The sequence below is a fragment of the Bradyrhizobium jicamae genome, from assembly GCF_018130215.1.
GTDB lineage: Bacteria > Pseudomonadota > Alphaproteobacteria > Rhizobiales > Xanthobacteraceae > Bradyrhizobium > Bradyrhizobium jicamae_A.
Map to the genome: position 1 here is coordinate 1 of NZ_JAFCKQ010000051.1, position 24,328 is coordinate 24,328.

A 24,328-nucleotide genomic window follows, 5' to 3' on the forward strand; every position below is an offset into this window, starting at 1 on the left:
GCGCGGTTGTCGAGCGACTGGGCCGTGAAGAAGTTGGTCGGGTTGTCGAGCGCGCTATTGACCTTCTTGCCGGTGGCGAGGCGGTTCTGCGTCGTGGCGAGCAGATCGGCGGTCGACTGGAGGGAGAGCAGGTTCTGACGAACGGAAGCGGAGAGGACGAGATCGGACATTTTCATACCCTTCTGGTGTGAAACTGAGGAGAAAGCCGCTCCAATCCTTTCTGATCGGGCGGGTGGCCGATCATCACGAACAACGCTCGAAGAAAAGACGAAGCCGCGCGACGGCCTTTGATTCAAATGCAGGAGAAAGGATCTTCTCTGGCTTGGTGGGGCTTGCCGGAGAAATTGCTGAAACCCTTGTACATTCGCGGTACCCGCCCGGTACGCAGGCCCATTTACCAATCGTTAACCATCATGGGAAAGGATCGCAGCCGCATCGGCCCGTCCCGGCAACGGCGGCTGTAAGCAGAGCCGGCATCGATTTCGATTTGCTGCGACGACGTCTCGCGCGACTGCCGCCAAAGGAGAATGGTCATGGCCCTGAAGGTCGAGCTCAAACCGAACGAGCGCATCATCGTCGGCAATTGCGTGATCACCAACACGGATCAGCGTGCCCGGCTCCTGATCGACGGCGACCGCATCCCCATCCTGCGCGAAAAGGACATCCTGACGCCGGAGAGCGCCGACACGCCGGCGAAGCTGGTCTATCTGGCCGTGCAACTGATGTATCTGTCGCCGGATCCGATGGCGCACCACCCGACCTATTTCAGCCTGGTGCGCGATATCCTCACCGCGATGCCGAGCGCCTGGCCGTTCATCGAAGGCATCAACAACTGCATTCTCAATGGCGATGTCTATCACGCCTTGAAGGAATCGAAGAAGCTGATCGCGCACGAGGAGAAGGTGCTCGAGACCGCACGCAGCCTGCAGGCCGCGGCCCAGGACGAGCCCCGGAAGAGCGCCTGACGTTCCACCGCCATGGCGGCAAGAAGGCCTCCGCAGGGAGGCCTTTTGTTTGGCTCAACTGATCGGCAGGTATTTCAGCAACGTCGTCTGGTAGAGCATCGACGTGGTCTGGTAGGAGGCCTGCAGGCTCGTCTGCAGCGCCAGGATCTTGGTCGCGACCTCGTCCTGGTTTACGCCCTCGATGGAATCGAGCATGTTCTGCGCCATCCCCTTGAGCTGGGTCTGGCGGTCCGTCGCCGACTTGATCGACGTCTGGGCTCCGGCGAGCTCGGCCTGCACATCCTGGATCTGCTGCTGGCCGGTCTGCGGCGCAAGGTTCGCTGAAATCCGCTGCGCCAGTGCCGTCGCCTGCGCATTCGCATTCGGGTTGCTGGCGTTGGTCGTGACCGCCGCATAGACCGCGACGTTCTGCAGCAGATAGCGGAAAGCCTGCTCGTTGGCGCGCGCGCCATATTGCACCGAGATCGACTGATCAACCTGCGCGACTGCGGTGCCGCGCGCCGGATCGGTGCCATTCTCGCCGGTGTACCAGATCACGGTGTTCGCGGACGTTCCGGCCACGAGGTTGGTTGCGGTGTTGAATGGCGGGCCGCCGACGCGCAGCGGCGCCGGCGTCGCGGTCGTGTTGTTGGTGATGCCGACCGAGGCGAGCGCCGCCGGATTGGAGCTCGAGATCGACAGGCTCGCACCATCGGCGCCGTGCAGCGTGATCGCACCATTGCTGATGGTCGACGCATTGCCGGTCCCGGTGATCTGGTCGATCTTCGACATCAGCGCCTGGACGCTGTCGGTGACGTTGAGCTGGTTGCCTGTCGCGCCCGAGGCCACGAAGGTGATCGGCGTGCCGTTCACCGTGATGGTGTCACCGGCCGCGAAGCTCGTCGACAGCGAATCGGTTCCCGCCGCACCAGACAGCTGCGTCGCACCGGTGATCGGCGCCGCCGGAGCGGCCTGGCTGTTGACCGCCGAGCCGGAGATCGTCGCCACGGGGTTGAAGAAGTTGTTGGAGGCAGCGATCGCCGATGCTGCGACCAGCGAGGTGTCGCTCAAGGTCTGGATCGAGGATTTCAGCGCCGCCTGCAGGTTCGCGGTCGTGGCCGTGGTGTCGGCGCCGATCAGGAACGAGCCTGCCGGCGGTGGGTTCGTGGTGGTCGCCGTGAGCTGGATCGCTTCGGTCGTGCCGTCGGGCAGCGTGAAGTTGAACTTGATCGTGTCGCCATTGTTCGGATTGACGGCGCCGAGGTCGACCGAGGCCGCGGCCGGCGTGCCGGTCGGCTGCGTCACGGTGGCGCCTGATAGCGACGACTGCACCGACAGCAGCTTCAGACCGAAGGCCGATCCGTCCTGGGCGATGCTGGTCACCGTGGTCGTCGCTGCGGGTGACGAGACCGTCAGATGGCCCATATTGTTGACGCCCTGATCGGCCTGCTTGCGCTCATTGATGAGCTGGGTAAGACCGGCCTGCGTCGCGGTGCCGTTGAGCATGGTGTCGGCGGGAACCGTGGCCGTTGTATCGGTGGCGCGGCCGGAGAACAGATAGCGGTCTCCCGACTGGCTGTTCAGCATCGAAACCGCATTGGCGAACGCGGCCTGCGCCGTGATCTGGCCCGAGGTCTGGCCGCTGTTGTTGAGCGTCAGCGTCGCCGTTGTCGAGGCGTTCTTCACCTGGGCGCCGACGTCGGACAATCCCTGCAAAGCCAGGTTCATCACGCTGAGGCGCGTGTTGACGTTGGTCGCGGTGTCGGAGAACGCGTTGATGCTGCTGATCTGGCCGCGCAGGCTGAGCGCAAATCCACGATCCAGCCCCTGCCCTGCATAGGTCGTCGACACCTTTCCGCTCGCGAGCTGCGTTGTCAGGTCATCGAGCTGACTCCGCAGGTTCATGATCGCGGAACCTATATAGGACGTCCGCGCGCTAACGCCGTCGATCGACATGCAACCCTCACATCACCTGCATCAGCGTGTCGTACATCTGCTTGATGGACGACATCACCCTCGCGTTGGCGGAATAGGCATTCTGCAGCTGAAGCAGATGCGCCATCTCGTCGTCGATATTGACGCCCGAGGTCGCGCTCATCTTGCTCTGCAGCGTGTTGAGCACGACGTCCTGTCCGTCGGACAGCTGCTTGGCGGCGGTGGCCGCCTCGCCCTGCTGGCTGATGAACTGCCGCGCGAAATTCAACAGCGTGCCCGTGAACGGGGCGCTGGTGGTGCCGAGGCCGGTCTGCGGCGAATAGCTGTAGGACCCCGCCGACAGTTGCGACAGCATCATGTTGGCGCGCGTGGTATCGCCGGCCGCGGTGAGTGGATTGGTGGAGAACACGACGGTGCGCGAGGGATCTCCGACCAGCGCGGTGTTGACGCTGATCCGCGCGGCAAGGCCGGTCATCTGCGACCCGTTGGCGGTGATTGCGCCGGTATAGAGCCCGCCATTGTCGGTGAAGAGCGGCAGCTGCGGATCGCCCGACGTGAGCGAGGATACGGTCGACGTCACGGACCCCGATGTCACCGAGGAACGGCCGGTGCCGTCATCGAGCACACGCAGCGTCGATCCGGACGGGTTGGAGAATTGCAGTCCCGCGGCCGAGCCGAGTGCGCCGTTGAGCTGCGTCAGTACCGAGCTCATGCCGCCGGAGAAATCGATCCCGACCACTTCATCGTTCGGATCTGTTGTTGCGCTGTTGCTCAGCGGCAGCACGCTCGGATCGTCGACGCGGACGAGCGACAGATTGTGGGTGACGCCGGTCGTGTTGTCCTTGTAGCTGACATGGACGACGTTGCCGCTCTGCAGTCCCGAGAGATCGAGGTCGAAGCCGGATTGCGGCGCCAGCGAGGCAGGTGCCGCGGTCCCCGCAGTGGTCTTGTCCGACAACGCACTCGACATCGATGCGGCGAACTGGTCGATCTGGGTCTGCGCCTTGACCAGGGTATTGTCGCGCAGCTCGAGATACGCGGCGATCTTGCCGGAGCGGATCGAATTGGTCGACACCAGATCATAGCTGCCGCCGTGCGGGAACGTGACGGTGATGGTGCCGACATTGCTCTTGGTCGGATCGGAGTTGTACAGCGTGTTGGGCGTCATGGTGCCCTGCGCATTGAAGCTCAGCTGCGCCGCCTCGGTGCCGACCAGCTGCACGCCGGAATTGGTGAACACCGTCACCTGGTTCTGGTCATTGGTGACGGTGCGGATGTCCATCAACTGCGAGAGCTGCGTGATGTACTGGTCGCGCTGGTCGAGCAAGGCCGCGGTCGACGCGTCGGTCTGGCCGCCGGACTGCAGCTGCTTGTTGATGGTCGCGATCTGCGTCAGCGCATTGTTGGCGGTGTTGACCGAATCGCTGATGCCGGCCTCGGCGTTGGCGCGCAGGCTCTGGATGCCTTGGGAGGTCGCATTGAGCTGCTGCGCCATCGACTGCGCGGCGTTGACGACGCCGATGCGCGCCGACTGGGAGTCCGGGCTGGTCGAGAGGCCCTGAATCGCCGTCAGGAGCTTGTTGTAGGCGTCCTCGATCGTCCCCGTCGAGTCGGGATTGCCGTAGACGCTCTGCAGATTGGCGAGATAGGTCGAGCGGACGTCGGCGTAGGACGCTCCCGACGTCTCGGTGCGGAGCTGGCTCTGCAGATACTGGTCGAGCTGCCGGTTGACGCCGTTGAGGAGGACGCTCGATCCGTAGTCTCCGGTCGTGCCCGCGACCTGGTTCACCGTCTTCCTGACGTAGCCGGGCGTTTCCGCGTTGGCAACGTTCGACGACACGAGCGAGAGCGAGGCCTGCGTGGCTCGCAGGCCGGACATTGCGGTGGTAAGGGCTTGGCTCAAACCCATGACTTGCTACTCGCCTCTACTTCATGCCGGGTGCGCTTTTCGGATCAGCGCATGACGTTCAGGAGATCCTGCACCATCGAGTTGGTGGTCGTGATCACCTTGGTGTTCGCGGAATAGGCCTGCTGCGTGACGATCAGCTTGGTGAACTCGTCGGCGATGTCGGTATTCGAGGATTCCAGGGAGGACCCGACGATGGTGCCGCCGTTGCCGAACAGCGCCGCACCGGACTCGTCGGTCGCCTCGAACGCGCCGCCGTCGATGCGCTTCAGGAAATTGGTGCCATTGAACGTCGCGACCGAGATCTCGGCGAGGTCGACATTGCGTCCGTTGGTGTAGGTGCCGACGATGCGCCCGTTTGTGGACACGCTGACCGACTGCAATTGGCCGGCCGGGAAACCGTCCTGCTGGATCTGGTTGACCTGGACGTTGCCGTTGACATCGGCAAACTGGGTCACGCCGCCGCTGCCGAAATTGATCACGGGGTTGCCGAGCGACACGCCGTTGACCACCGCGTTGTTGAGTGTCACCGAGCTGACCGCCGGCGACATCTGGCCGCTCGCCGAGAACGTGAAGTTGACGTTGGCGTTCTGCCAGGCGACATCGGTGCCGGTCGCATTGGGATTGACCTGGTAGAACATGTTCCAGGTATCGGCATGTCCGGCCCCGAGCGAAGCACTGTCGGTCTTGGCCCAGCGTAGCTGCAGGTTCACCGGTGCACCCGACACGTCGTAGGCCGTGACCGAGCCGCCTGCGAGGCTCTCGTTGAGGAAGGTCGAGTTGTCGTTGCCGACGACCTGACCGGTGCCGACCGTACCGCCGCCGCCGCGGACCGCGGTGGCCGTGCCGCCGGCAAAGCCGAGTGCCGCGAAGGCGGTCGAGTTCGAGGTCGTGATCGAGAGATCGGCCGAGGTGCCCGAATGCAGGGTGATCGAGCCGCCCGAGATGGTGGAGGCCACGCCGGTGCCGGTGATCGAATCGATCTTGCTCAGCAGGGTCGAGATGTTGTCGGTGATGTTGAGCTGGTTGCCGGTCGCGCCGGAGGCCACGAAGGTGAGAACCGTGCCGTTGACGGTGATGGTGTCGCCTGCGGCGAAGCTGGCGCTGATCGAGTCGGTGCCCGCGGCACCCGACAGCGCGGTGTTGCCGGTGTTCGGCGCCGATGGCGAGGCCTTGTTGCTCTGCGCGCTGCCCGTCGTCGACGAATCGGTGTAGGGCGCGGCCGGCGTGCCCAGCACCAGCGGATTGTGACCGGCGCTGAACGAACCCGGCTGCAGCAATTCCGAACCGGGAACCGAGGTGTCGTGCTTGGTGGTCAGCGGATAGGACGCGAGGTTGACGCGGTAGTCGACCTTGGTGGTCGGCTGCGCGGGCAGGAAGTCGTTCTTGAAGCGGAGCGTTTGCGGCGAAGAGCCCGCCGGATTGCCGGTGGTCGGGTCGATGGGTACGCCTTCCAGATAGTAGCCGGCGCCGTTGACCAGATAGCCGTCCTTGTTGAGCTGAAAGTCGCCGCGGCGGGTGTAGCGGTCGACGCCGTCGAACACCGGCGAGCCGTCGCTGAAACTGGCGGGCTTCTGCACCGAAAAGAAGCCGTTGCCGTTGATCGCCATGAAGGTCGCGACCGACGCGGACTGCACGTCGCCCTGCACCGAGTTGGTGGAGCGGGACTGCGCCGTGACGCCGCCTGCCACCTGTGCCGTCAGCGCGGTTTGCGGCACGAGATCCATGAAGGAGGTGTCGATGCGCTTGAACGCGGTGGTCTGCGAGTTGGCGATGTTGCCCGAGATATTTTCGAGCGCATACGACTCTGCGCGCAAGCCGCCGACGGAGGTCGTAAGAGCGCCGAAGATACCCATGACAAAATCTCCAATTCGATTTTTGGCGGCGCCCACCCGAAAAATCTGCCGCATCGGCGGAGCATGTCGCAATTGCCGTGCCAGGAAACGAAACGTAACAAAATCATGCGCTTGAAAAAAAAGCCCCGGCCGTTAGGCCGGGGCACTTTTGCCGGGCGGGCAACAATTGCCGGGAAGAGTTGTCAGGTGGCCGATGGAGCGGCCGGATGAAACACCAGCGCGAAGCCGTCCATGCAGTAGCGCAATCCGGTCGGCTTCGGGCCGTCGTCGAAGACGTGGCCGAGATGGCCGCCACAGCGCCGGCAATGAATCTCGGTGCGCAACATGCCGAAGGTGCGGTCTTCCGTCTTGCCGACCGCGTTCTCCAGCGGCTGATAGAAGCTTGGCCAGCCGGTGCCGCTCTCATACTTGGTCTCGGACGAGAACAGCGGCAGGTCGCAGCCCGCGCAGGCGAAGATGCCCTTGCGATGCTCCTTGAGCAGCGGACTCGATCCCGGCCGCTCGGTGCCCTGCTTGCGCAGGATCTCATATTGCTCCGGCGTCAGCTGCGCGCGCCACTCGGCGTCGGTCTTCTCGATCTCGAATTTCTCGGCGGCTTGCGCCGGCGAGGCGCGGAGCCAGCGGAACGCGGCCAGCCCCAGCAGGCCGGCAGCGGACGCGAGCAGGATGCGGCGATCGATCATCATAATTCTCCGGGTTGGGCCCATTGTTCGCCATAAAATACGGGCGCCCGCGCCAGACGTTACATCGGTCCGCCGGAGATGTGCTCACTTTCCTGCGAGGAAGCCGGACGCGGCTCGGCTGCCTCCCGCACCGGAGCTGGCGGAGCCGGTCGCACGGCCCCCGGCGGTGGGCGGCGCCGCGGCGGCCCCCGGGTTCCCGCCTTCAGATTGGCCGCCGCCAGCCGCGCCTCGCGGACCCGCTCCTTGGCGCGCACCCCCTCCCGATAGCGGGCCAGCGCGCCTGCTGCGGACGAGGCGCCCCGCGCCCAAAGGCCGATGAAATGGCCGGCGATACGGCCGGTGGTTCCGCCCGCCCAGACCAGCTCGAACGGCGAAAACAGCCGCCAGCGATCGTCGCCCCACAGGATGCTGCGCGCGATCAACTGTCCGGCCATCGCCGAGGTGTTGAGCCCCTGCCGGCCAAAGCCGCTTGCGACCCACAGCCCTTTGCGGAGTTGCCCGATCTGCGGCATGCCGTGCACGGTGACGCCGAGCGCGCCGCCGAAGATTTCAGCGATCGGCACCTTGCCGAGCTGCGGAAACACCGTGGCAATCCGGCGCTGCACCGCGGCGCCGAATCGCTTCGGCCGCGCGTCCCAGGTGGTCTCAGGGCTGGCCCAGAGCAGGCGGTCGCCGTCGACAATTCGGAAATGGTCGATGCCGTCGCTGTCGGTCACCGAGCCGCGGAATGCGATCACATCCGCCAGCGCTGCGCCGAGCGGCTCGGTCAGCGCCGCATAGCGCCAGACCGGCAGCAGCGTATCCGACAGCCGCTTCAGCGGCGCGCCGAGATGGATGTTGCCCGCCAGCACGATATGCGTGGCGCGCAGCCGCGCCGACGGCGTGACGATGCGCTTGCGGATTCCCGAGAAGTCGATGTTGACGACGGGCGTCTCCTCGAAGATCCGGGCGCCCATCCGCGTCGCCAATGCCGCGAGGCCATGGACATATTTGCGCCCGTCGAGCTGGAAGGCCTTCGGATAATGGATGCCGTGGAAGTAACGGCCGGTCCGGAGCGCGCTGCGCACCCGGTCGACCTGCCAGCCTTCGACCTCGGTCGCGAAATCCCCGGCCAGGGTGTGCAGTCGCCTGATCAGGGTCTCGCCGGCATCGACATTGGAGACCTCAAGGACGCCTTCGCTCATGCCGATGCCAGGGATCAGTTCCTCTGTCGCCGTGGCGCGAACATATTCGGCACCCTGCTTCGACAGTGCCCAGAGCTCGCGAGCGCCCTCGAGGCCAACGCGCTCGATCAGGTCCGCGACCGGGAGGCCGAAACCCGGCATCACGGTACCGAGATGGTGGCCGGAGGCGTTCCAGCCGACCTGGCGGCCCTCGAGCACGGCAACGCTCGCGCCGAGCCGCGCCGCCTCGCGCGCCACCGTCAGGCCGGCCAGGCCCGCCCCGACCACGCAGATGTCGACGTCGAGGTCGAATGCCAGACGCGCACGGAACGGCGAGGTCGCCGCATCGGGGCCGTCTGCCGCACTTGTGGAAGTCTCGTCCATGGCGTTTCTTACGAACCGCCGCGGCGCTTGTCACCTTGTCCCGGACATGAGCCTGTAGAATTAATTCCGGTTGAACGAATCGAGATGGAAGTCCATGCGCCGTTTGCTGCTGCTGCGTCACGCCAAGACCGAAACTGACGCGCCGTCCGGGCAGGACCAGGACCGCCGCCTCGACGAGCGCGGCCACCGCGACGCGGCCGAGATCGGCGGCTGGATCGCCCGCCACAAGCCCCTGCCCGACCTGGTCCTGGTGTCGCCGGCGGTTCGTGCAGCGCAGACCTGGGAGATCGCGCACGAGGCGATGAAGGACGTCAGGCCGCGGCCGAAGGTCGAATTCCTGCCGGAACTCTATGGTGCCGATCCAGCGCAGTTGCTGATCACGATCCGGATGGCGTCGGCCATCGATCCGAAGCGGCTGATGCTGGTCGGCCATAATCCGGGGATGCACGAGCTCGCACTGGCCTTGGCCGGCAGCGGCGACGAGGCCGCGAAGAAAGCGCTGAGCCACAACCTGCCGACCTCGGGGCTGGCGATCATCGACTTCGCGACCGATGACTGGAATGAGGTGTCATTTCGCCGCGGCAAGCTGGTCCAGTTCGTCAGCCCGAAGCTGTTGAAGCAAGCGTGACGCGACCGACAGCGGGCGGACAGCGCAGCTCGGCCGTGCTATGTTGCGCCCGCGCGACAGGGGACCGTTCGCGCCGGAGCGGGTCAGGAAGCGACGCGAGACCGATGTAACGACATAAGACGGCAAGAGAAGACTTCAACAACGAGAAGGCACGCGCCCCCGCAACCGGGACGAAGCGGCTCCGGACCAATCGCGGACAGGAGGGCGCCGATGTACAAATCGATTCTCGTGCCGATCGACCTCGCCGACACCGATCTGGCGAAGCCTGCGATCGCAACCGCTGCGACGCTGTCGCAGACCTGGAGCGGCTCGGTCCGCCTGCTCAACGTGCTGCCGATGACGCCGGTCATGCTTGCCGAATACGTGCCGGCGGATTTCGACAGCCAGCAGCGCGAAACGTCGGAAGAGGCACTTGCGATCGTCGCCCGCGAATCCGGCATCGAGCCGGGACGTATTTCAGGCGTCGTTCGCCAGGGCGGCATCTATCACGAGATCCTCGAAGAGGCCGCCGCGATGAAGGCCGACTTGATCGTGATGACCTCGCACCGCCCCGCGATGCGGACCTATTTCCTCGGCTCGAACGCCGGGCACGTCGTGCGCTACGCCAAGTGCTCGGTGCTGGTGGTGCGGCACTGAACCGCTTTCATGCGAAGTGGATACCGGTTCGCGTGAAGAAGACGCGTCGAGACAAGTCGAGGCCGCACCACTGCTGACCGGGTCAGCGCAAACGCACCAGCTCCAGACCATCGACGTCACCCGCGACGGCGCTCTCGATTTGGCAGCGCGAAATCCCGATATCGTGCAGGGCCCGGTCGTCGAGCTGGCGCAGGGTCTTGATCGCATCGCGGCGCATCCAATAGGTGGCGAGTGCATCGGCCCATGATCGGAGCAATCGGAGCAATCCGCTCCACAGGCTGGGCCGCACGGGCAGCGACATGGCTGAATACAAGGTGGTCATTGTCATCTCCTTCCGGGCCCACGCGGCAACACGATGCCGTTGATACAGATGCTCTTTTCAGGATCCGATCTTGAGACCTCGGATCGCTTGCGCTGTCCTCGGTACAATCGCGGGCTTGTCCTCTCTTAAATGGTCCGGTACATTGCTCGGAGCAAGTAAAACATTGCTCTCGGTGCAATAATGTCGAAATTCGAGTATCTGAAGCTTGCCGATACCGTCGCCGCCGAGATCGCGAGCGGGGCGCTGAAGGCCGGCGACCGGCTGCCGCCGCAGCGCCATTTCGCATATGACCGCAAGATCGCCGTCTCGACCGCGAGCCGGGTCTATACCGAGCTGCTGCGGCGCGGGCTGGTGGTCGGCGAAGTCGGACGCGGCACCTTCGTGTCCGGCGAGGCACGCCGCGGCGTCGCCGCCTCGAGCGAACCCCGCGGCGCCCGCATCGACCTCGAATTCAATTATCCGCTGCTGCCGCATCAGGCGACGATGATCGCCAAGAGCCTGGAAGGGCTGGAACGGCCAGAGGTGCTCGAGGGCGCCCTGCGGCCGGGCACCAGCGTCGGCACGCGGGCGGCACGCACCATTTCGGCTGAATTCCTGGCGCGCAGGAGCTGGGCACCGAATCCCGACCAGATCGTGTTCACCGCCAACGGACGGCAATGCATCGCCGCCGCATTCGCAGCCGTCGTGCCGCCGGGCGGACGCTGCGGCGTCGAGGCGCTGACCTATCCGTTCGTGAAGGGCATTGCCGCACGGCTCGGCATCTCGCTCGTACCGCTCGCGATGGATGAGCACGGCGTGCGGCCCGACGCGGTGCAGAAGGCGCACCGCGAGGCGCATCTGTCCGCGCTCTACATCCAGCCAACGATCCAGAATCCGCTCAGCATCACCATGCCGGCCGAGCGCCGCGCCGAACTGCTGCGTGTGGTGGAGAAGCTCGGCCTCGTCATCATCGAGGATGGCGTCTACGGCTTCCTCGACGACGAGGTGCCGCTGGCCGCACTCGCGCCCGACAGCTGCATCGTGCTCGACAGCCTGTCGAAGAAGGTCGCGCCGGGACTCGCGCTCGGCTTCCTCGTCGCACCGCCGCGGCTGCGTGAGAACATCATGGCCGCGGTGCGCTCGGGCGGCTGGACGGCGTCGGGCTACGCCTTCGCCGCGGGGCAGCGGCTGATGGCCGACGGCACGGCCGCCGAATTGTCACGGCTGAAGCGGATCGATGCCGGCCGCCGCCAGCAGCTGGCGGCAAGGCATCTGGCCGATTTCGAGATTCAGACCAACGCCAAATCCTACCATCTGTGGCTGACCCTGCCGCAGCACTGGCGCTCCCAGACCCTGGTCGCGGCCGCAGCCCGACGCGACATCGCGCTGACGCCGTCGACGACCTTCGCCGTCACGCCCGGGCACGCGCCCAATGCTGTACGGCTCGCGCTCGCGGCACCGCCGATGGAGCAGCTCGAACTCGGCTTGCGGACGCTGGCGGGCATGTTGAGCGCGACCGAAGAGGATTTCGACTCGACCGAGTGACAAGCCTCAGAGCGCGTTTTTGAGCGACGTGGATACCGGTTCGCGTGAAGAAAAAGCGTCAAAACAGGAATCCGGAGCTTCGGTTCTGATTCAATCGGAACCGAAATTGCTCTGGTCAACAGGCCATTCGGCGATAAAGCCCTTCGCCTTGTAGGGTTCGATCTTGTCCCATTCGCTCAGGATGCGGCGGCGAAACTCCGGATCGGTGTGCCAGAGCGCACGCGGCGTCGCGAAACTGTCGACCATCACCAGCATCTTCTCGACCTCCGGCCAGTGCCGCTGCAAGGTCATCGGATAGCGCCGTGCCGTCCAGGTATTGCCGAGGCAGATCACGCTCCTGATCCTGGCGAGGCCGAGTGCGGCGTCGATCACCGGCAGCGAAAAGATCACGTTCTCGCCGGTGTTCTGCGCGCGGTGCTCCTCGAGGATTCGTTCAGCAGGCAAACCATGCGCGACCATCGCCGCCTTGATGACGGCACATTCGGTGCGGTGATCGCCCGCCGTCACGCCGCCGCTCACGATTGCCCACCGGGCGAGCCCGGCGCGCCAGAGGCGGACCGCCGCCTCGACCCGCTCGGCGACATCCACGCGGGTGCCGAACACGAACAACAGATCGGCGGGCCGAAGCGGCGTCTCGACCAGGTGCCGCGCATTGATCGCGCCGATCTCCTCGTCCGACGGTATCCGCAGACTTCGATCCTCCACGCCCCTGCTCCCCGGCCACGGCCTCGCGCGGACGATGCCGCGCGGTGGCGCAAGCACGAAGTCACATTTCATTGCGCTTGATTGCGCCCCGCCCTCGGCAGCAGCGCATCGGGCAGACCATCGAAGCTGTAGCGCCGCGGCCGGTTGCGCGTGACGAAGCCGCCGACCTGCCAGGCGAACAGCGCGGCGAAGCCGACCAGGAACAGCGCCCCCGTCCATTCGGCGGTCAGGAGCGCACGCAGCAACAGCCCGGCCATCGAGACGGCCAGCACCGCAAGCAGCGCCAGTGCGGCAGTGTAGGTCTTCGGCCCAAGCCCCGCTGTCAGCACCGCGTTACTGCCGGCTGCGCGCATCCGGCGATGCAGTTCGACGATGAAGTCGCGATAGAGCTGCCCTTGCGGGGCCATCAGCGTCGCGGTCTGCCAGGTGGTCGACAGGATCGCGATACGGCCGCCCTTGACGTTGTCGACGTCGGCGCGAAATCGCTGCTGCTGCATCGACACCGGCCGATAGGACAGTTTCACGGCGGAGATCTCGGTGTAGCTCCACACCCCCGACTGGCCGGCGATGCGCCACGACAGCCCGGCATCGGTCAACTCGAACGCATGCGCGGAACCGATCAGGGAGGCCTTGTAGGCATAGCTGACGACCGGGCCCCCGCCCTCCTCTGGCCGCTGCTGCAAATCTGTCGGCAATCCGCAGGTCCACCATAGAAATGCGCGTGCAAGGTTGCGCGGCAGGTCGGGCTTATCCTACAAGCGAAGCATGCCCGAGACGACCTATTTTCCGCGTCACCTCATTCTCGGCGGCGCGATGATCACAGGAGTGCTGCTCGCGCTCGCCGTGCACATGCTCGGCGCGCGTTACGGGCTTGATCTGGGCGGCCTGTGGCGTTCGGACACGCATGAATTCATGCCCGCAGGTGCTGCGATCGCGTGGTGGCTGATCGCGACGGTTGGATTCTCGGGCGGCTACTTCACGGCCAATCTGATGCACAGCGCGGTGGCTGGCCAGATCCCGCAGCGGATGCGTCAGTTCCTGATCGTGGTCGGCGTGCTGATCCTCGCCGGTGCCGGCCAGGCGGCATCGGCGCCGAGTCCGATCCCGACCATCTCGGGCGTGCTCGCAGGCCTCGCCGCACTCTGCCTCGGCGCGGTGATGGCGTTTTGCGGCGCCTATTTCGCCCTGCGCAAGGCCTGAGGCCGTTCGATCAGGCCACCGACCGTTCGGGGGCCGGGCGCAGCATCTTGGCGACGTCGGCGGCCGGCCGCGGCGGGCTGAACAGATAGCCCTGAGCCTGGGTGCAACCCTCCTGCCGCAGCAGATCGAACTGCGCGTCGGTCTCCACGCCCTCCGCCGTGGTCACGATGCCGAGGCTCTTGCCGAGACCGGTGACCGCACGCACGATCGCCATCGATTCATCGCGGGTCGCAAGATCCGTGACGAACGAGCGGTCGATCTTGATCTTGTCGAACGGGAAGCTGCGCAGATAGCTCAGCGACGAATAGCCGGTGCCGAAGTCATCGAGCGAGATGCGGACGCCGAAGCCGCGCAGCTCGTGCAGCACGGCGAGCGTGGCCTCGCTGTTCTGCAGCAGCACCGATTCGGTGATCTCGAGCTCGAGGCGGTCGGACGACAATGCGGATGCCTGCAGCGCCGCCTTCACCGACGTCACCAGATTTGGATTCTTGAACTGCACCGGGGACAGATTGACGGCAACCGCGACGTCGTCGGGCCAGCCTGCGGCATCCGCGCAGGCCTTGCGCAGCACAATCTCGCCAAGGGGCACGATGAGCCCGGTTTCCTCGGCCACTGGAATGAAATTGTTCGGCGCGATCAGGCCGCGCAGCGAGTGGTTCCAGCGCGCCAGCGCCTCGAATGCCACGATCCGGTCGCCCTCGAGATCGCGGATCGGCTGGTAGTAGACCTCGAACTCGTCCCGCTGCAGCGCCAGCCGCAGGTCGCGCTCCAGCACGCGCCGCGCCTGCGCGCGCGCATCCATGCCGGTCTCGAAGAAACGATAGGTGCCGCGGCCGTCGGCCTTGGCCCGATACAATGCGAGATCGGCCTTTTGCAACAGTTCGTCGGGACCCTTGCCGTCCTCGGGCGCGAGCGAGATGCCGATGCTGACGCCGATCACCAGCTGATGGCCGCCGATCTCGTAGGGAGCCGCGACCCGCTCGACCACCTGGCTGGCGAGCGCAGATACGACCGACGGCTCGCAATTGCTGCAGAACTGGACGATGGCGAATTCGTCGCCGCCGAGCCGCGCCACGGTATCGTGCTCGGTCACGCATTCGCCGAGCCTGCGCGCGACCTCGCGGAGCAGCGCATCACCGATCGGATGTCCCAGCGTGTCGTTGATCTCCTTGAAGTGGTCGAGGTCGAGGCAGAGCACGGCGAGCTGGTCGGCGCGCCTGGCAAGCCGCAGCGCCTTTTCGAGCTGCTCACGAAACAGCGTCCGGTTCGGCAGGTTGGTCAGCGCGTCGTGCCGCGCCATGTGCGAGATCTGGTCCTGGGCCTGCTGCCACTCGGTGATGTCCTCGAAGGTCGCGACCCATCCCCCGCCCTTCATCGGCTGGTCGACGACACGGATCGAGCGGCCGTGGCGATTGACGATCCGCGTCGCAGCGTTGCCCGCCTTCGCTTCCGCGATCAGGCCGGTGCAGAACTCGTCGGGATCGCCCTCCCACTCGCCGATCGAACGCAGATCCTGCAGCACATCGATCAGGAGGCGCCCATGCAACGGCATGCGGCTGCGGCCCATCATCTCGCCGTAGCGCTCGTTGAACAGCACGATGCGCCCGTCGGCATCGAACATGCACAGCCCCTGCGACATATTCTCCAGCGCGGTGTCCAGTACCATCTTCTGCTTGTGGATCTCGCTCTTGGCGCGGCGATCCAGGATCGTCGCGATCAGCGCAACACTGAGGATCGCGAAGGCCGCGACGGCCGTCATGAACGACAGCACCAGCGGCGAGATCGTCAGGGTGTCGAAGACAACTGTCGGATCGGGCACCAGCGTGATCGCACCCATGCCGGTGAAATGATGCGAGACGATTGCGAGCGTCATCAGGCCGGCTGCGGCCAGCGCGCGGCCGATGCTGTCGCCGCCGACGGCGACGACAAGCGCGGCAGCGCCGAATACGCTGCCGAACACGACCGAGGTCGCGACAATGCCTGGCGACCAGATGATCCGCGCGGGCAATTCAAGTCCGGACATGCCGGTGTAGTGCATGGCCGCGACACCGATGCCGACGATCGCTCCACCGGCTGCAACGGTCGACCAGCGCTCGTCGAGGCAGGCAACCGCAAGGCCAACGGCCAGGATCGCCACCGCAATGAGCAGCGACAGCACGGTGATGGGAATGCTGTAGCCGGCGCCAATGCCCGGGTCGTAGGCCAGCATGGCGATGAAATGGGTAGCCCAGATGCCGCAGCCGCCGACGCCGGCGTCGAGGGCGATCCAGATATCCCTGGAGCGTCCCTTCGCGGCACGCGCGCGATGAAACAGGCTGATCGTGACCGCGCTCGCCAGCGTGCAGATCACCCCGCCAAGGACGACCAGCCGCCAGTCATGTTCAAAAGTGAGACAGGTCAGAACGCGATACATTATAGGTCCCCGTTATGGACCTATAAAAGCGAGCCTAATCGTGTACCAACGGTAACCGGGGCATGCCGGGCCTGCCCGCATGGTGAAGAAGCGTTGAACGCACCGCAGGATTGCCGAAAAGAACGGCGGCTTCGGCACACATCATACAACTCATCCGCGCAACCCCGGCACCAGTTCGCCTCCGACCTCGATCTTCAGCGAGGAACCGGCGAAATCATTGCCGATCGGCTGGCAACGGCCGCCGAGATGCTTGGCAAGAAAAGCCTCGGTCACGCCGTAGCAGGCGAGCCGGTTTTCGGGCCGGACAAAGCCGTGCCCTTCGTCGATAAAGGTGATGTAGGTCACGGGCACATTGCGTGACTTCAGCGCCGCGACCATCTGCTCGGACTCGGCAGCAACCACCCTGACATCCCGCATGCCTTGCGCGATCAGGATCGGCTTCGTCGCGCGCTCGATATGCGTCAGCGGCGACCGGTCGACCAGGAAGGCGCGGCCGGCTTCGGTGCCGGGGTCGCCGAGCCGGTTCTTCCAGATACTGATCCACGGCCCCCAATAGGGCGGGATCGACGCCATGAAGGTGACGAGGTTCGAGATACCGAACAGGTCAACGATACAGGCGAACACCTCGGGCGTCTTGGTCGCAGCCATCAGCGCTGAATAGCCGCCGTAGCTGCCGCCGAAGAAGCCGACGCGCTTGGGATCGGCGATGCCTTGCGCGACCGCCCAATCGACCGCATCGATCAAATCGTCGTGCATCTTGCCGCCCCATTCGTGGTCGGCGGCGGTCACGAAGGCCTTCCCGAAGCCGGTCGAGCCGCGGTAATTGACGCTGAGCACCGCATAGCCGCGACTGGCGAGCCACTGGTGCACCGACATGAACCCCCAGTTGTCGCGCATATACGGCCCACCATGGATCACGAGCACCAGCGGCACGCGTCCCGCTTCGGCCTCCACCGGACGGGTCAGATAACCGTTCAGGCGCAGACCGTCGCGCGACGGGATCGCGACCGGCTCCAGCTTATGCAGCGCGACGCCGCCCAGTGATTTGCGCTGGATGAACAGCTTGTGCACGTCACGCGTCTGGCGGTCGAGCAGCGCGTATTCGCCGCTTTCGGTATCGCGTTCGTAGTAGATGGTTCCGAAGCGGAGATCGTCGCTGTTGCTGACGAAGGTGATGTCGCCGCCGCCATGGCGGGTGAGATCGGCGAGATCCCGCGTCACGGATGGATCGACCGCGTGCCAGCGCGCCCGGTCGGTCATGGCCATCGCGGCCAGCGGCCGCCGGTTCTCGTCGAAGATCGCGCGCGAGATGTCGGCGTCATCGTCCGCCGCGAGCAGCGTGGTCTCGTGCGTCGCCATGTCGAGGGCGAAGAAGGCCGCCTTGTCGCGGCCACGTGAATCGATCAGGTAAAGGGTCTTGCCGTCGGCGCTGAAATCCAGAAGGTCGGTCGTATCGCTGTCGGCAATCGGCACCGTCGCGAATGCCACCCAATCACCGTCCTTGCGCTCGAACACCTCGGTGGTGCCGTCCGCCGCGATGCGCGCAGCCAGCCGCAACTGAAAGGCGCTGTCGGTGACGAAGCCGATATACTGGCTGTTCTCGTAGACGAGTTCGCTCTTGCCCGTCACGATATTGACGCGGAACAGATCGAAGTAGCGCTTGTCGCGCTGGTTGTGCCGCAGCAGCATCTCCTCGGGAAACTTGCGGTCGGCCTCCTGCACGGACGACGAGACGCCCTCCTCCGGCGTCAGCGGCACAATCGCCCCGCTCACGATGTCGACGCTGGCGGCGCGCCAGTTCTCGTCGCCGTCGTGATCGCGGAAGAACACCAGATAGCGGTTGGTGTAGCCCCATCGATGGTACGTACTGATATTGCGATCGGTGGCTCGGGTCACCGGTCGCGCCGCGGTGAGATCGGCAATCGGCGCGACCCACAGATTGTTCACCCCGTCGACCGGCGCGATGTAGGACAAATGCGTGCCATCCGGGCTGAGACGAACATTGAGGTAGTCGGGATTGTCGAAGAAAACCCGGCGCGCAACCAGATCGGGCGCCTGCGCACCGGCTGCTGCATCGCCCAGGTTGATGAAAGGCAGGCACAGGCCGAGCCTGGCGGCGCGGGACAGCAACAGGCGACGGTCGATCGGCGCATGCATCTGATCAGCCCTCCGCCGGCGACAACAGTCGCCGGCGGCGGGACAATAGATGTGCGTCAGCCCTTCCGCAATCGACGGCTCACGTCACTGCCGGGCATGTGATCGGCCGCCGATCCAGATCATCGTGGCCGCGGCGATCAGCACGCCCGCCGAGATGCCAAGCGCTGCGTGAAGGCCGGCGATGAAGGCCGAGGACTGGCCGACCAGCGACCCGAACAGCGCGACGCCGAGCACGCTGCCGGTCTGCCGTGTCGCGTTCAGCACGCCGGCCGCAATGCCGGCGCGCCGTGGCTCGACGCTGCCGAGCAGCGTCGACGTCAGCGGCGGCACCAGGAGGCCGAGCCCTGCGCTCATTGCGATCAGTTGCAGGCAGATCGCTGGGTATCCGGTGTCGCGGTCGACGCCGAGCATCGCCAGACACCCGGCGGCCGCGATTGCGGTGCCGAGCGCGATGGTCGCGGGCGCCCCGAACCGTTCGGCGACACGCGGCGCGATCAGGTTGACCGGCAGGACGGCGCCCAGCATCGGCACGAAGGCGAGGCCGGTCTCGAACGCCGAAAGGCCGTTGACCTGCTGGAAGTAGAGACTGACCACGAAGATCAGCCCGTAGAAGGCGACATTGACGAGAAGGCCGACCAGCGAAGTCAGCGCGAACATGCGCTGCCCGAACAGCGACAGCGGCAGCATCGGCTGCGGTGCGCGTGCCTCGCGCCAGACGAACAGCACCGCGAAGACGGCCGACCCGACGAAGCCCGCGATCACGAACGGATGGCCCCAGCCGAGCGCGCCGCCCTCGATCAGCGCGCCCGCGAGCGTACCAAGGGCTGCGATCGCCGTGACCTGGCCGGGCAGATCGACCTCCCGCTGCGCGCTGCGCGGGGTCTCGTCGGCGAAGCGCCAGGCCAGCCAGAGGCCGGCGAGGCCGATCGGCAGATTGACCAGGAAGATCGCGCGCCATCCGACCAGCGTGATCAGCCCGCCGCCGACGAACGGGCCTGCGGTCAGGGCCAGACTGGCGCCCGCAGCCCAGATGCCGACGGCACGCCCCCGCGCCTTCTCGTCGACATAGGCATGACGGAGCAGCGCGAGCGAATTCGGCACCAGGATCGCCGCCGCAAGACCTTGCACACAGCGCGCCGCGATCAGCGTCACGGCATCGGGCGCGAGCGCGCAAGCAACCGAGGCCGCGGTGAAGATCGCAAAGCCGGACATGAAGATGCGCTTGGCACCGATGCGGTCGCCGAGCGCGCCCGCGGTCAGGATGAAGGCGGCAAAGGCGACGGTGTAGGCGCTGACCACCCATTGCAGTTCGGCAATGCCGCCACCAAGCGAGGTACCGATCGCATTGAGCGCGGTGTTGACGATGGTGACGTCGAGTTGCACGACGCCGTAGCCGAGGCTCATCGCGGCGAGGGTCAGGGTCGTGGCCAATCCGGTCCGTTCGGGGCGGGCAGCCGCCCGTTGATCGAGCGCCGGCAGGATGTTCGTCGATGCCTGTCGCATGGGTTCCACTCCGTGTGCCAATCCAATGCGAGAGATAGGCGCGCATTTCGCTCTGACACTTCGTTTCAGGTCGAACTGTGATGTGAAGAGCCTTGGTGCCAAAACGCCACGCGGAGGGCCCGCGCGGCGTTTTGTCTCAATAGACCTACTGACTAGCGGGCCGCCCTTTGACCAGTGCGTCTGGCGCGAAGCGGATACCCGTTTCGCGTCAGGAAAACGCCTCAGAACAAGAGCTTTGAGCTCGTTCCAATTCCATCGGAACGAACAGGCTCTAGCCGGCGGCGTGCATGTTGACCTGCCCCTCGGCGAGCGAGGTCAGCTTCTGGTCGGTCTTGCGCTCCTCGTCGAGAGTCTTCTGCAGAACGGCGGCGCAATCGCTGCGGCCGAGCTGACGCGCCCAGGCGATCAGACTGCCATAGCGGGTGATCTCGTAGTGCTCGGCGGCCTGCGCTGCGTTGATCAGCGCTGCGTCCAGCACGCGCTTGTCCGCGACCTCGCCCGCGACTTCGTCCGCTTCTTCGATGATACCGTCGATCGCGGGACAATTGACCGCCTTGACCTCGGCATTGTGCATCTGGAAAACCTGCTCGAGCCGCTGGACATGGGTTTTGGTCTCGTCGAGATGCTTCAAAAAGCCTTGTTTGAGCTGTTGGTCGGTCGCCTTGTCGGCCATCTTTGGCAACGCTTTCACGAGTTGCTTCTCGGCGTAGTAGATATCCTGAAGCTGATGCACGAACAGGTCGTTCATGGTTTTGATGTCTTTGGTAAACAGTCCCATCGAGTTGCCTTTCGTTCCAGGAACAGGTGCAAGCCTTCTTCGCCCCGCTGCGCGCAGCCATGTCCGATTGCCGATGCCGGCTAACCGGCGCCGGCGGCAGCCGTTCCTGTGAAACCCGTGAAATCCCGGAAAACGCATCGGGAACGGCGGTGTCCCGGAGCGGGAATGTCAGCAATGCCGATCGGGAATGCCTTGGGTTGCGACTCACAATGGCTGCTGCCCGCACCATATGTAGGCCGTATGACAATGACCATCGACGAGGACTGAAGCTTGGCTTGTCAAGGGCTGCACAACGCATCGGTTTTGCCTTATGGGTCATTGCGCACGGTGCGTTTGCCCGTCACCCGTCGCCATCCGTGACCGGGTCTCACTGAAATCGCCGCCCTGCCGGGAGGATGAATGCATCGACTGCTGACCACGCTCGGGCGTGGCTTCAAGGGAAAGATCGGCTGGAAACGGCTCGGTATCGCTGCGAGTGTGCTGATTATCGTGTTTGCGGTCACGACGCTGGTCCGGACGCTGAAGGGCGTCGACACCAGCATCATCCTTACCGCGCTGACCGATATCGCGCCGCACCGGATCGCGCTCGCGGCGCTGTGCGTGGTCGGAGCCTTCTGCACGCTGACGTTCTATGATTTCTTCGCGCTGCGCACGATCGGCAAGAACCACGTCCCCTATCGCATCGCGGCATTGTCCAGCTTCACCAGCTACACGATCGGCCACAATATCGGCGCCACCGTGTTCACCGGCGGCGCAATCCGCTTCCGGATCTATTCCGACTACGGCCTGAGCGCGATCGACGTCGCCAAGATCTGCTTCCTGTCGGGGCTGACCTTCTGGCTCGGCAATCTGTTCGTGCTCGGGTTCGGCATGGCCTGGCATCCGGCTGCCGCATCGGCGATGGACCTGCTGCCGCCGGCGATGAACCGGCTGATCGCGCTCGGCTGTCTTGCCGGCATCGTCGCCTATTTTGTCTGGCTGCTGACCGGCGAGAAGCGCCGCGAACTCGGCCAGAACGGCTGGAAGGTGGTGCTGCCGTCCGCCAACCTGACGCTGCTGCAGATCCTGATCGGCGTCGTCGATCTCGGCTTCTGCGCGCTTGCGATGTACCTGTTGATGCCGACCGAGCCGCATATCGACTTCGTGTCGCTCGCTGTCGTGTTCATCCTGGCCACCCTGCTCGGCTTCGCCAGCCATGCCCCCGGCTCGATCGGCGTGTTCGACGCCGCGATGCTGGTAGCATTGCCGGAGTTCAGCAAGGAACAGCTGCTGGCGACCCTGGTGGTGTTCCGCATTCTCTATTTCCTGATCCCGTTCGGGATTTCGATCTCGATCATGGGCATGCGCGAGCTCTGGCTCAACGTGGTGCAGCCCTGGCAGGAACGAAAGCGACTAAGCATGGCCTGCACGGCTTCGGCGACCGTGCGGCAACCGATCGATAGCCGGCAGCAGCGTATCAAGCAGCTGAAACGGTAACAGCGACGTTATCGACCCACGGCGCGGATTTTCGGTCCCACCACACCCCATTCTCATATTTTCGCCTTACCGCTGACGTGAAACGCGCCATGCTTAGCTCTTTGGCTCGATTTTCGTTTCGCTTGATGGTCTGCGGTGCGCTGCTCGGCTGCGCACTGCTCGGGGTATCGGCATCCACTGCGCACGCCCAGGAGACGCTGCAGATCTCCTGGGAGGTGAAGAACCGCTTCCGCCTGTTCCGCGAGGAACGCGACTTCCGCCTCCATGTCGAAAGCGGCCTCGGCCGCAGCGTGCTGGCCTCCGAGCAGGCGCTGGAAGTGCAGAGCGACGGGCGCGGCTGGGCGCGCAACATGGTCAATCGGCTCTGCATCGACACCCAGGGCCGCGTCAGCGAGCCCTGCACCCGCGACAACGTCAAGGAAAGCTACCTGACGCCGATCGATCATCCGATCGTGGTTCGCCTCACCGGCCCGGTGCCGGTCGGCGCGACATGCGCCTGGTCGTTCGACGACGGCGACGGTCCGCAAGCCTCGACCTTCGATTGCGCCGAACCGGTCAATCTGCGCGTCCGCTACGGCCGTACCACGGTTGCAACGGTCGACGTCGCCAGCGGCTCGGAGGCAAACCAGCGCGTCTCGACGCAAATCGCGGTGCGCGATCTCTTGATCGCCGGGCTCGGCGACAGCATCGCCTCCGGCGAGGGCAACCCTGACCGTGCGATCGCGCTGTCCGACGAGGGCTTCTGCTTCCGCTCCTATCTCGGCGGCGCGCAATACTACCGGCCGAGCCGCGCCGGCTACAAGGGCGGACGGGCCTGCGAAGCGCCGGACACCCTGTCGAACTGGCAGCGCCACAGCGCGCTGTGGTTCAATTCGGCCTGCCATCGCTCGCTCTACAGCTATCAGACCCGCACGGCGCTGCAGCTCGCCGTGCAATATCCGCACATCGCGGTCACCTATTTGCCGCTGGCCTGCACCGGCGCCACCATCGCCGACGGCCTGTTCGGCGCGCAGCAGGCGCGCGAATGCCTGCCGACCAAGTCGGCCAACACCTGCGCCGGCACCGTCAATGGCCAGCTTACCGAGCTGCGTGCGGCGCTCGCCGCTGCCAAGCGCCGCCAGCCGGACCGCACGCTCGACCTCGTGCTGCTGTCGGTCGGCGCCAATGACATCTACTTCTCCGGGCTTGTTGCCGACGTCATCGTCGACACGCCGACCGAGCGCACCTTGTTCAAGCGCGGCGGCTCGATGGCGACCGTCGACGATGCGCGCTCTGCGCTGACGCGCGATCTGCCGTCGGGCTTTGCCAGGCTGCGTGATGCGCTGAAGCCGCTGGTCGGCGGCGACCTGTCACGCGTCATCTACACGACCTACGCCAACCCGGCACTGACCGATGGCGGCGCGCCCTGCCCCGGTGGCCGTGCCGGCTTCGAGATCCACCCGTCCTTCAATGCCGATCCGCAGCGCCTGGCGGCGGTTTCAGGCTTCGTGCAGAACGAGTTCCTGCCGCAGCTCAAGGCGCTCGCGCTGTGCCAGTCCGGCGTCATCTGCGGCCATCCCGACAGCGACCGCATGACCTTCGTCGATGCGCATCAGGACGCGTTTGCCAGCCACGGATTCTGCGCGCGCGCATCGACCGATCCGGAGTTCGACCGCGAATGCTTTGCCGCCAACGGCGACAGCTTCGACCCGGATATCGTCACCGCGGCCAACCAGCCCCTCAAATGCGGTCGCAGCGCCGGCGAATATCGCGCCTATCTGCCGCGCGCGCGCTGGATTCGCGACGCCAATGACAGCTATTTCGCGGCGATGACCTACCCGCAGGCCCTGCCCTCGTCGATGCAGCCGACCGACATTCACGACGCGACCTGGGGCATCCTCTCGGCAGTCTACGGCGGCGCGGTGCATCCGACCGCCGAAGGACACGCGGCGATGGCCGACGCCGCCGTGCCCGCGGCCGCCGGCGTGCTGCAGCTGGACACCGTTGGCCCGGAGGTGCTGTCGCAACCGGTCGCGCCGCTGCCGGCAGCGCCGGGGCAGCGCTGAACTGCGTTCGCGTCAAAACAGGAACCTGGAGCTTCGGTTCTGATTCAATCAGAATCCAAATCGCTCACCA

19 protein-coding genes are annotated in these 24,328 nt (G+C 65.3%); 7 read left to right on the plus strand and 12 right to left on the minus strand.

The window, feature by feature from the left end; all coding sequences use genetic code 11:
* The first annotated feature begins 533 nt into the window (after window positions 1-533).
* Window positions 534-965 (plus strand): flagellar biosynthesis repressor FlbT, encoded by a 432-nt coding sequence (gene flbT / locus JQ586_RS33705; protein ID WP_212398949.1) that lies wholly within the window; start codon window positions 534-536, stop codon window positions 963-965.
* A gap of 54 nt (window positions 966-1,019) precedes the next feature.
* Here the strand turns inward: flbT and JQ586_RS33710 are convergent, their stop codons facing one another.
* The 5 genes from JQ586_RS33710 to JQ586_RS33730 form a co-directional block, all read right to left on the minus strand.
* Window positions 1,020-2,900 (minus strand): flagellar protein, encoded by a 1,881-nt coding sequence (locus tag JQ586_RS33710; protein WP_212398950.1) that lies wholly within the window; start codon window positions 2,898-2,900, stop codon window positions 1,020-1,022.
* A gap of 7 nt (window positions 2,901-2,907) precedes the next feature.
* On the minus strand, window positions 2,908-4,788 hold the full coding sequence (gene flgK, locus JQ586_RS33715) for a flagellar hook-associated protein FlgK (RefSeq protein WP_212398951.1): 1,881 nt from the start codon (window positions 4,786-4,788) through the stop codon (window positions 2,908-2,910).
* A gap of 44 nt (window positions 4,789-4,832) precedes the next feature.
* Window positions 4,833-6,641, minus strand: a complete 1,809-nt coding sequence (locus tag JQ586_RS33720) for a flagellar hook-basal body complex protein (protein WP_212398952.1) — start codon at window positions 6,639-6,641, stop codon at window positions 4,833-4,835.
* Window positions 6,642-6,823: 182 nt separating this feature from the next.
* Entirely contained in the window at window positions 6,824-7,324 is a 501-nt protein-coding gene (msrB, locus tag JQ586_RS33725; RefSeq protein ID WP_212398953.1) for a peptide-methionine (R)-S-oxide reductase MsrB, read from the minus strand.
* 59 nt (window positions 7,325-7,383) lie between these two features.
* Complete coding sequence (locus JQ586_RS33730) at window positions 7,384-8,871, minus strand: FAD-binding oxidoreductase (RefSeq protein ID WP_212398954.1); 1,488 nt, start codon at window positions 8,869-8,871, stop codon at window positions 7,384-7,386.
* Window positions 8,872-8,965: 94 nt separating this feature from the next.
* Here JQ586_RS33730 and JQ586_RS33735 point away from each other — a divergent pair, with 94 nt between their 5' ends.
* Together JQ586_RS33735 and JQ586_RS33740 are read left to right on the plus strand one after the other, a co-directional pair.
* Window positions 8,966-9,499: a histidine phosphatase family protein gene (locus JQ586_RS33735; RefSeq protein ID WP_212398955.1), complete on the plus strand. Its 534-nt coding sequence runs from the start codon at window positions 8,966-8,968 to the stop codon at window positions 9,497-9,499.
* A 210-nt stretch (window positions 9,500-9,709) separates the two neighbouring features.
* On the plus strand, window positions 9,710-10,135 hold the full coding sequence (locus JQ586_RS33740) for a universal stress protein (RefSeq protein ID WP_212398956.1): 426 nt from the start codon (window positions 9,710-9,712) through the stop codon (window positions 10,133-10,135).
* A gap of 82 nt (window positions 10,136-10,217) precedes the next feature.
* On the opposite strand, the gene JQ586_RS33745 is transcribed toward JQ586_RS33740, so the two are convergent.
* The gene (locus JQ586_RS33745) at window positions 10,218-10,463 is read right to left on the minus strand and encodes a DUF1127 domain-containing protein (RefSeq protein ID WP_249148517.1); all 246 of its coding nucleotides are present in this window, start codon (window positions 10,461-10,463) and stop codon (window positions 10,218-10,220) included.
* 174 nt (window positions 10,464-10,637) lie between these two features.
* Here JQ586_RS33745 and JQ586_RS33750 point away from each other — a divergent pair, with 174 nt between their 5' ends.
* Window positions 10,638-11,981 carry a PLP-dependent aminotransferase family protein gene (locus JQ586_RS33750; RefSeq protein WP_212398957.1) on the plus strand — a complete coding sequence of 448 codons (1,344 nt, stop codon included), beginning with the start codon at window positions 10,638-10,640 and terminating at the stop codon, window positions 11,979-11,981.
* 90 nt (window positions 11,982-12,071) lie between these two features.
* On the opposite strand, the gene JQ586_RS33755 is transcribed toward JQ586_RS33750, so the two are convergent.
* The gene (locus tag JQ586_RS33755) at window positions 12,072-12,686 is read right to left on the minus strand and encodes a YdcF family protein (RefSeq protein ID WP_212398958.1); all 615 of its coding nucleotides are present in this window, start codon (window positions 12,684-12,686) and stop codon (window positions 12,072-12,074) included.
* A 68-nt stretch (window positions 12,687-12,754) separates the two neighbouring features.
* The gene (locus tag JQ586_RS33760) at window positions 12,755-13,381 is read right to left on the minus strand and encodes a hypothetical protein (RefSeq protein WP_249148518.1); all 627 of its coding nucleotides are present in this window, start codon (window positions 13,379-13,381) and stop codon (window positions 12,755-12,757) included.
* Window positions 13,382-13,451: 70 nt separating this feature from the next.
* Between JQ586_RS33760 and JQ586_RS33765 the strand changes: the two genes are divergently transcribed.
* Entirely contained in the window at window positions 13,452-13,886 is a 435-nt protein-coding gene (locus JQ586_RS33765; protein WP_212398959.1) for a hypothetical protein, read from the plus strand.
* A gap of 10 nt (window positions 13,887-13,896) precedes the next feature.
* Here JQ586_RS33765 and JQ586_RS33770 read toward each other — a convergent pair whose 3' ends face one another.
* From JQ586_RS33770 to JQ586_RS33785, 4 genes are all read right to left on the minus strand, one after another.
* On the minus strand, window positions 13,897-16,299 hold the full coding sequence (locus JQ586_RS33770; RefSeq protein WP_212398960.1) for an EAL domain-containing protein: 2,403 nt from the start codon (window positions 16,297-16,299) through the stop codon (window positions 13,897-13,899).
* Between the two features lie 150 nt (window positions 16,300-16,449).
* Complete coding sequence (locus JQ586_RS33775; protein WP_212398961.1) at window positions 16,450-18,456, minus strand: S9 family peptidase; 2,007 nt, start codon at window positions 18,454-18,456, stop codon at window positions 16,450-16,452.
* 84 nt (window positions 18,457-18,540) lie between these two features.
* Complete coding sequence (locus tag JQ586_RS33780) at window positions 18,541-19,959, minus strand: MFS transporter (protein WP_212398962.1); 1,419 nt, start codon at window positions 19,957-19,959, stop codon at window positions 18,541-18,543.
* Window positions 19,960-20,230: 271 nt separating this feature from the next.
* The gene (locus tag JQ586_RS33785; RefSeq protein ID WP_212398963.1) at window positions 20,231-20,737 is read right to left on the minus strand and encodes a ferritin-like domain-containing protein; all 507 of its coding nucleotides are present in this window, start codon (window positions 20,735-20,737) and stop codon (window positions 20,231-20,233) included.
* A 399-nt stretch (window positions 20,738-21,136) separates the two neighbouring features.
* On the opposite strand from JQ586_RS33785, the gene JQ586_RS33790 reads away from it, so the two are divergent.
* Complete coding sequence (locus JQ586_RS33790; protein WP_212398964.1) at window positions 21,137-22,213, plus strand: YbhN family protein; 1,077 nt, start codon at window positions 21,137-21,139, stop codon at window positions 22,211-22,213.
* A gap of 89 nt (window positions 22,214-22,302) precedes the next feature.
* Window positions 22,303-24,258, plus strand: a complete 1,956-nt coding sequence (locus JQ586_RS33795; RefSeq protein WP_212398965.1) for a hypothetical protein — start codon at window positions 22,303-22,305, stop codon at window positions 24,256-24,258.
* The last annotated feature ends 70 nt before the right edge of the window (window positions 24,259-24,328 follow it).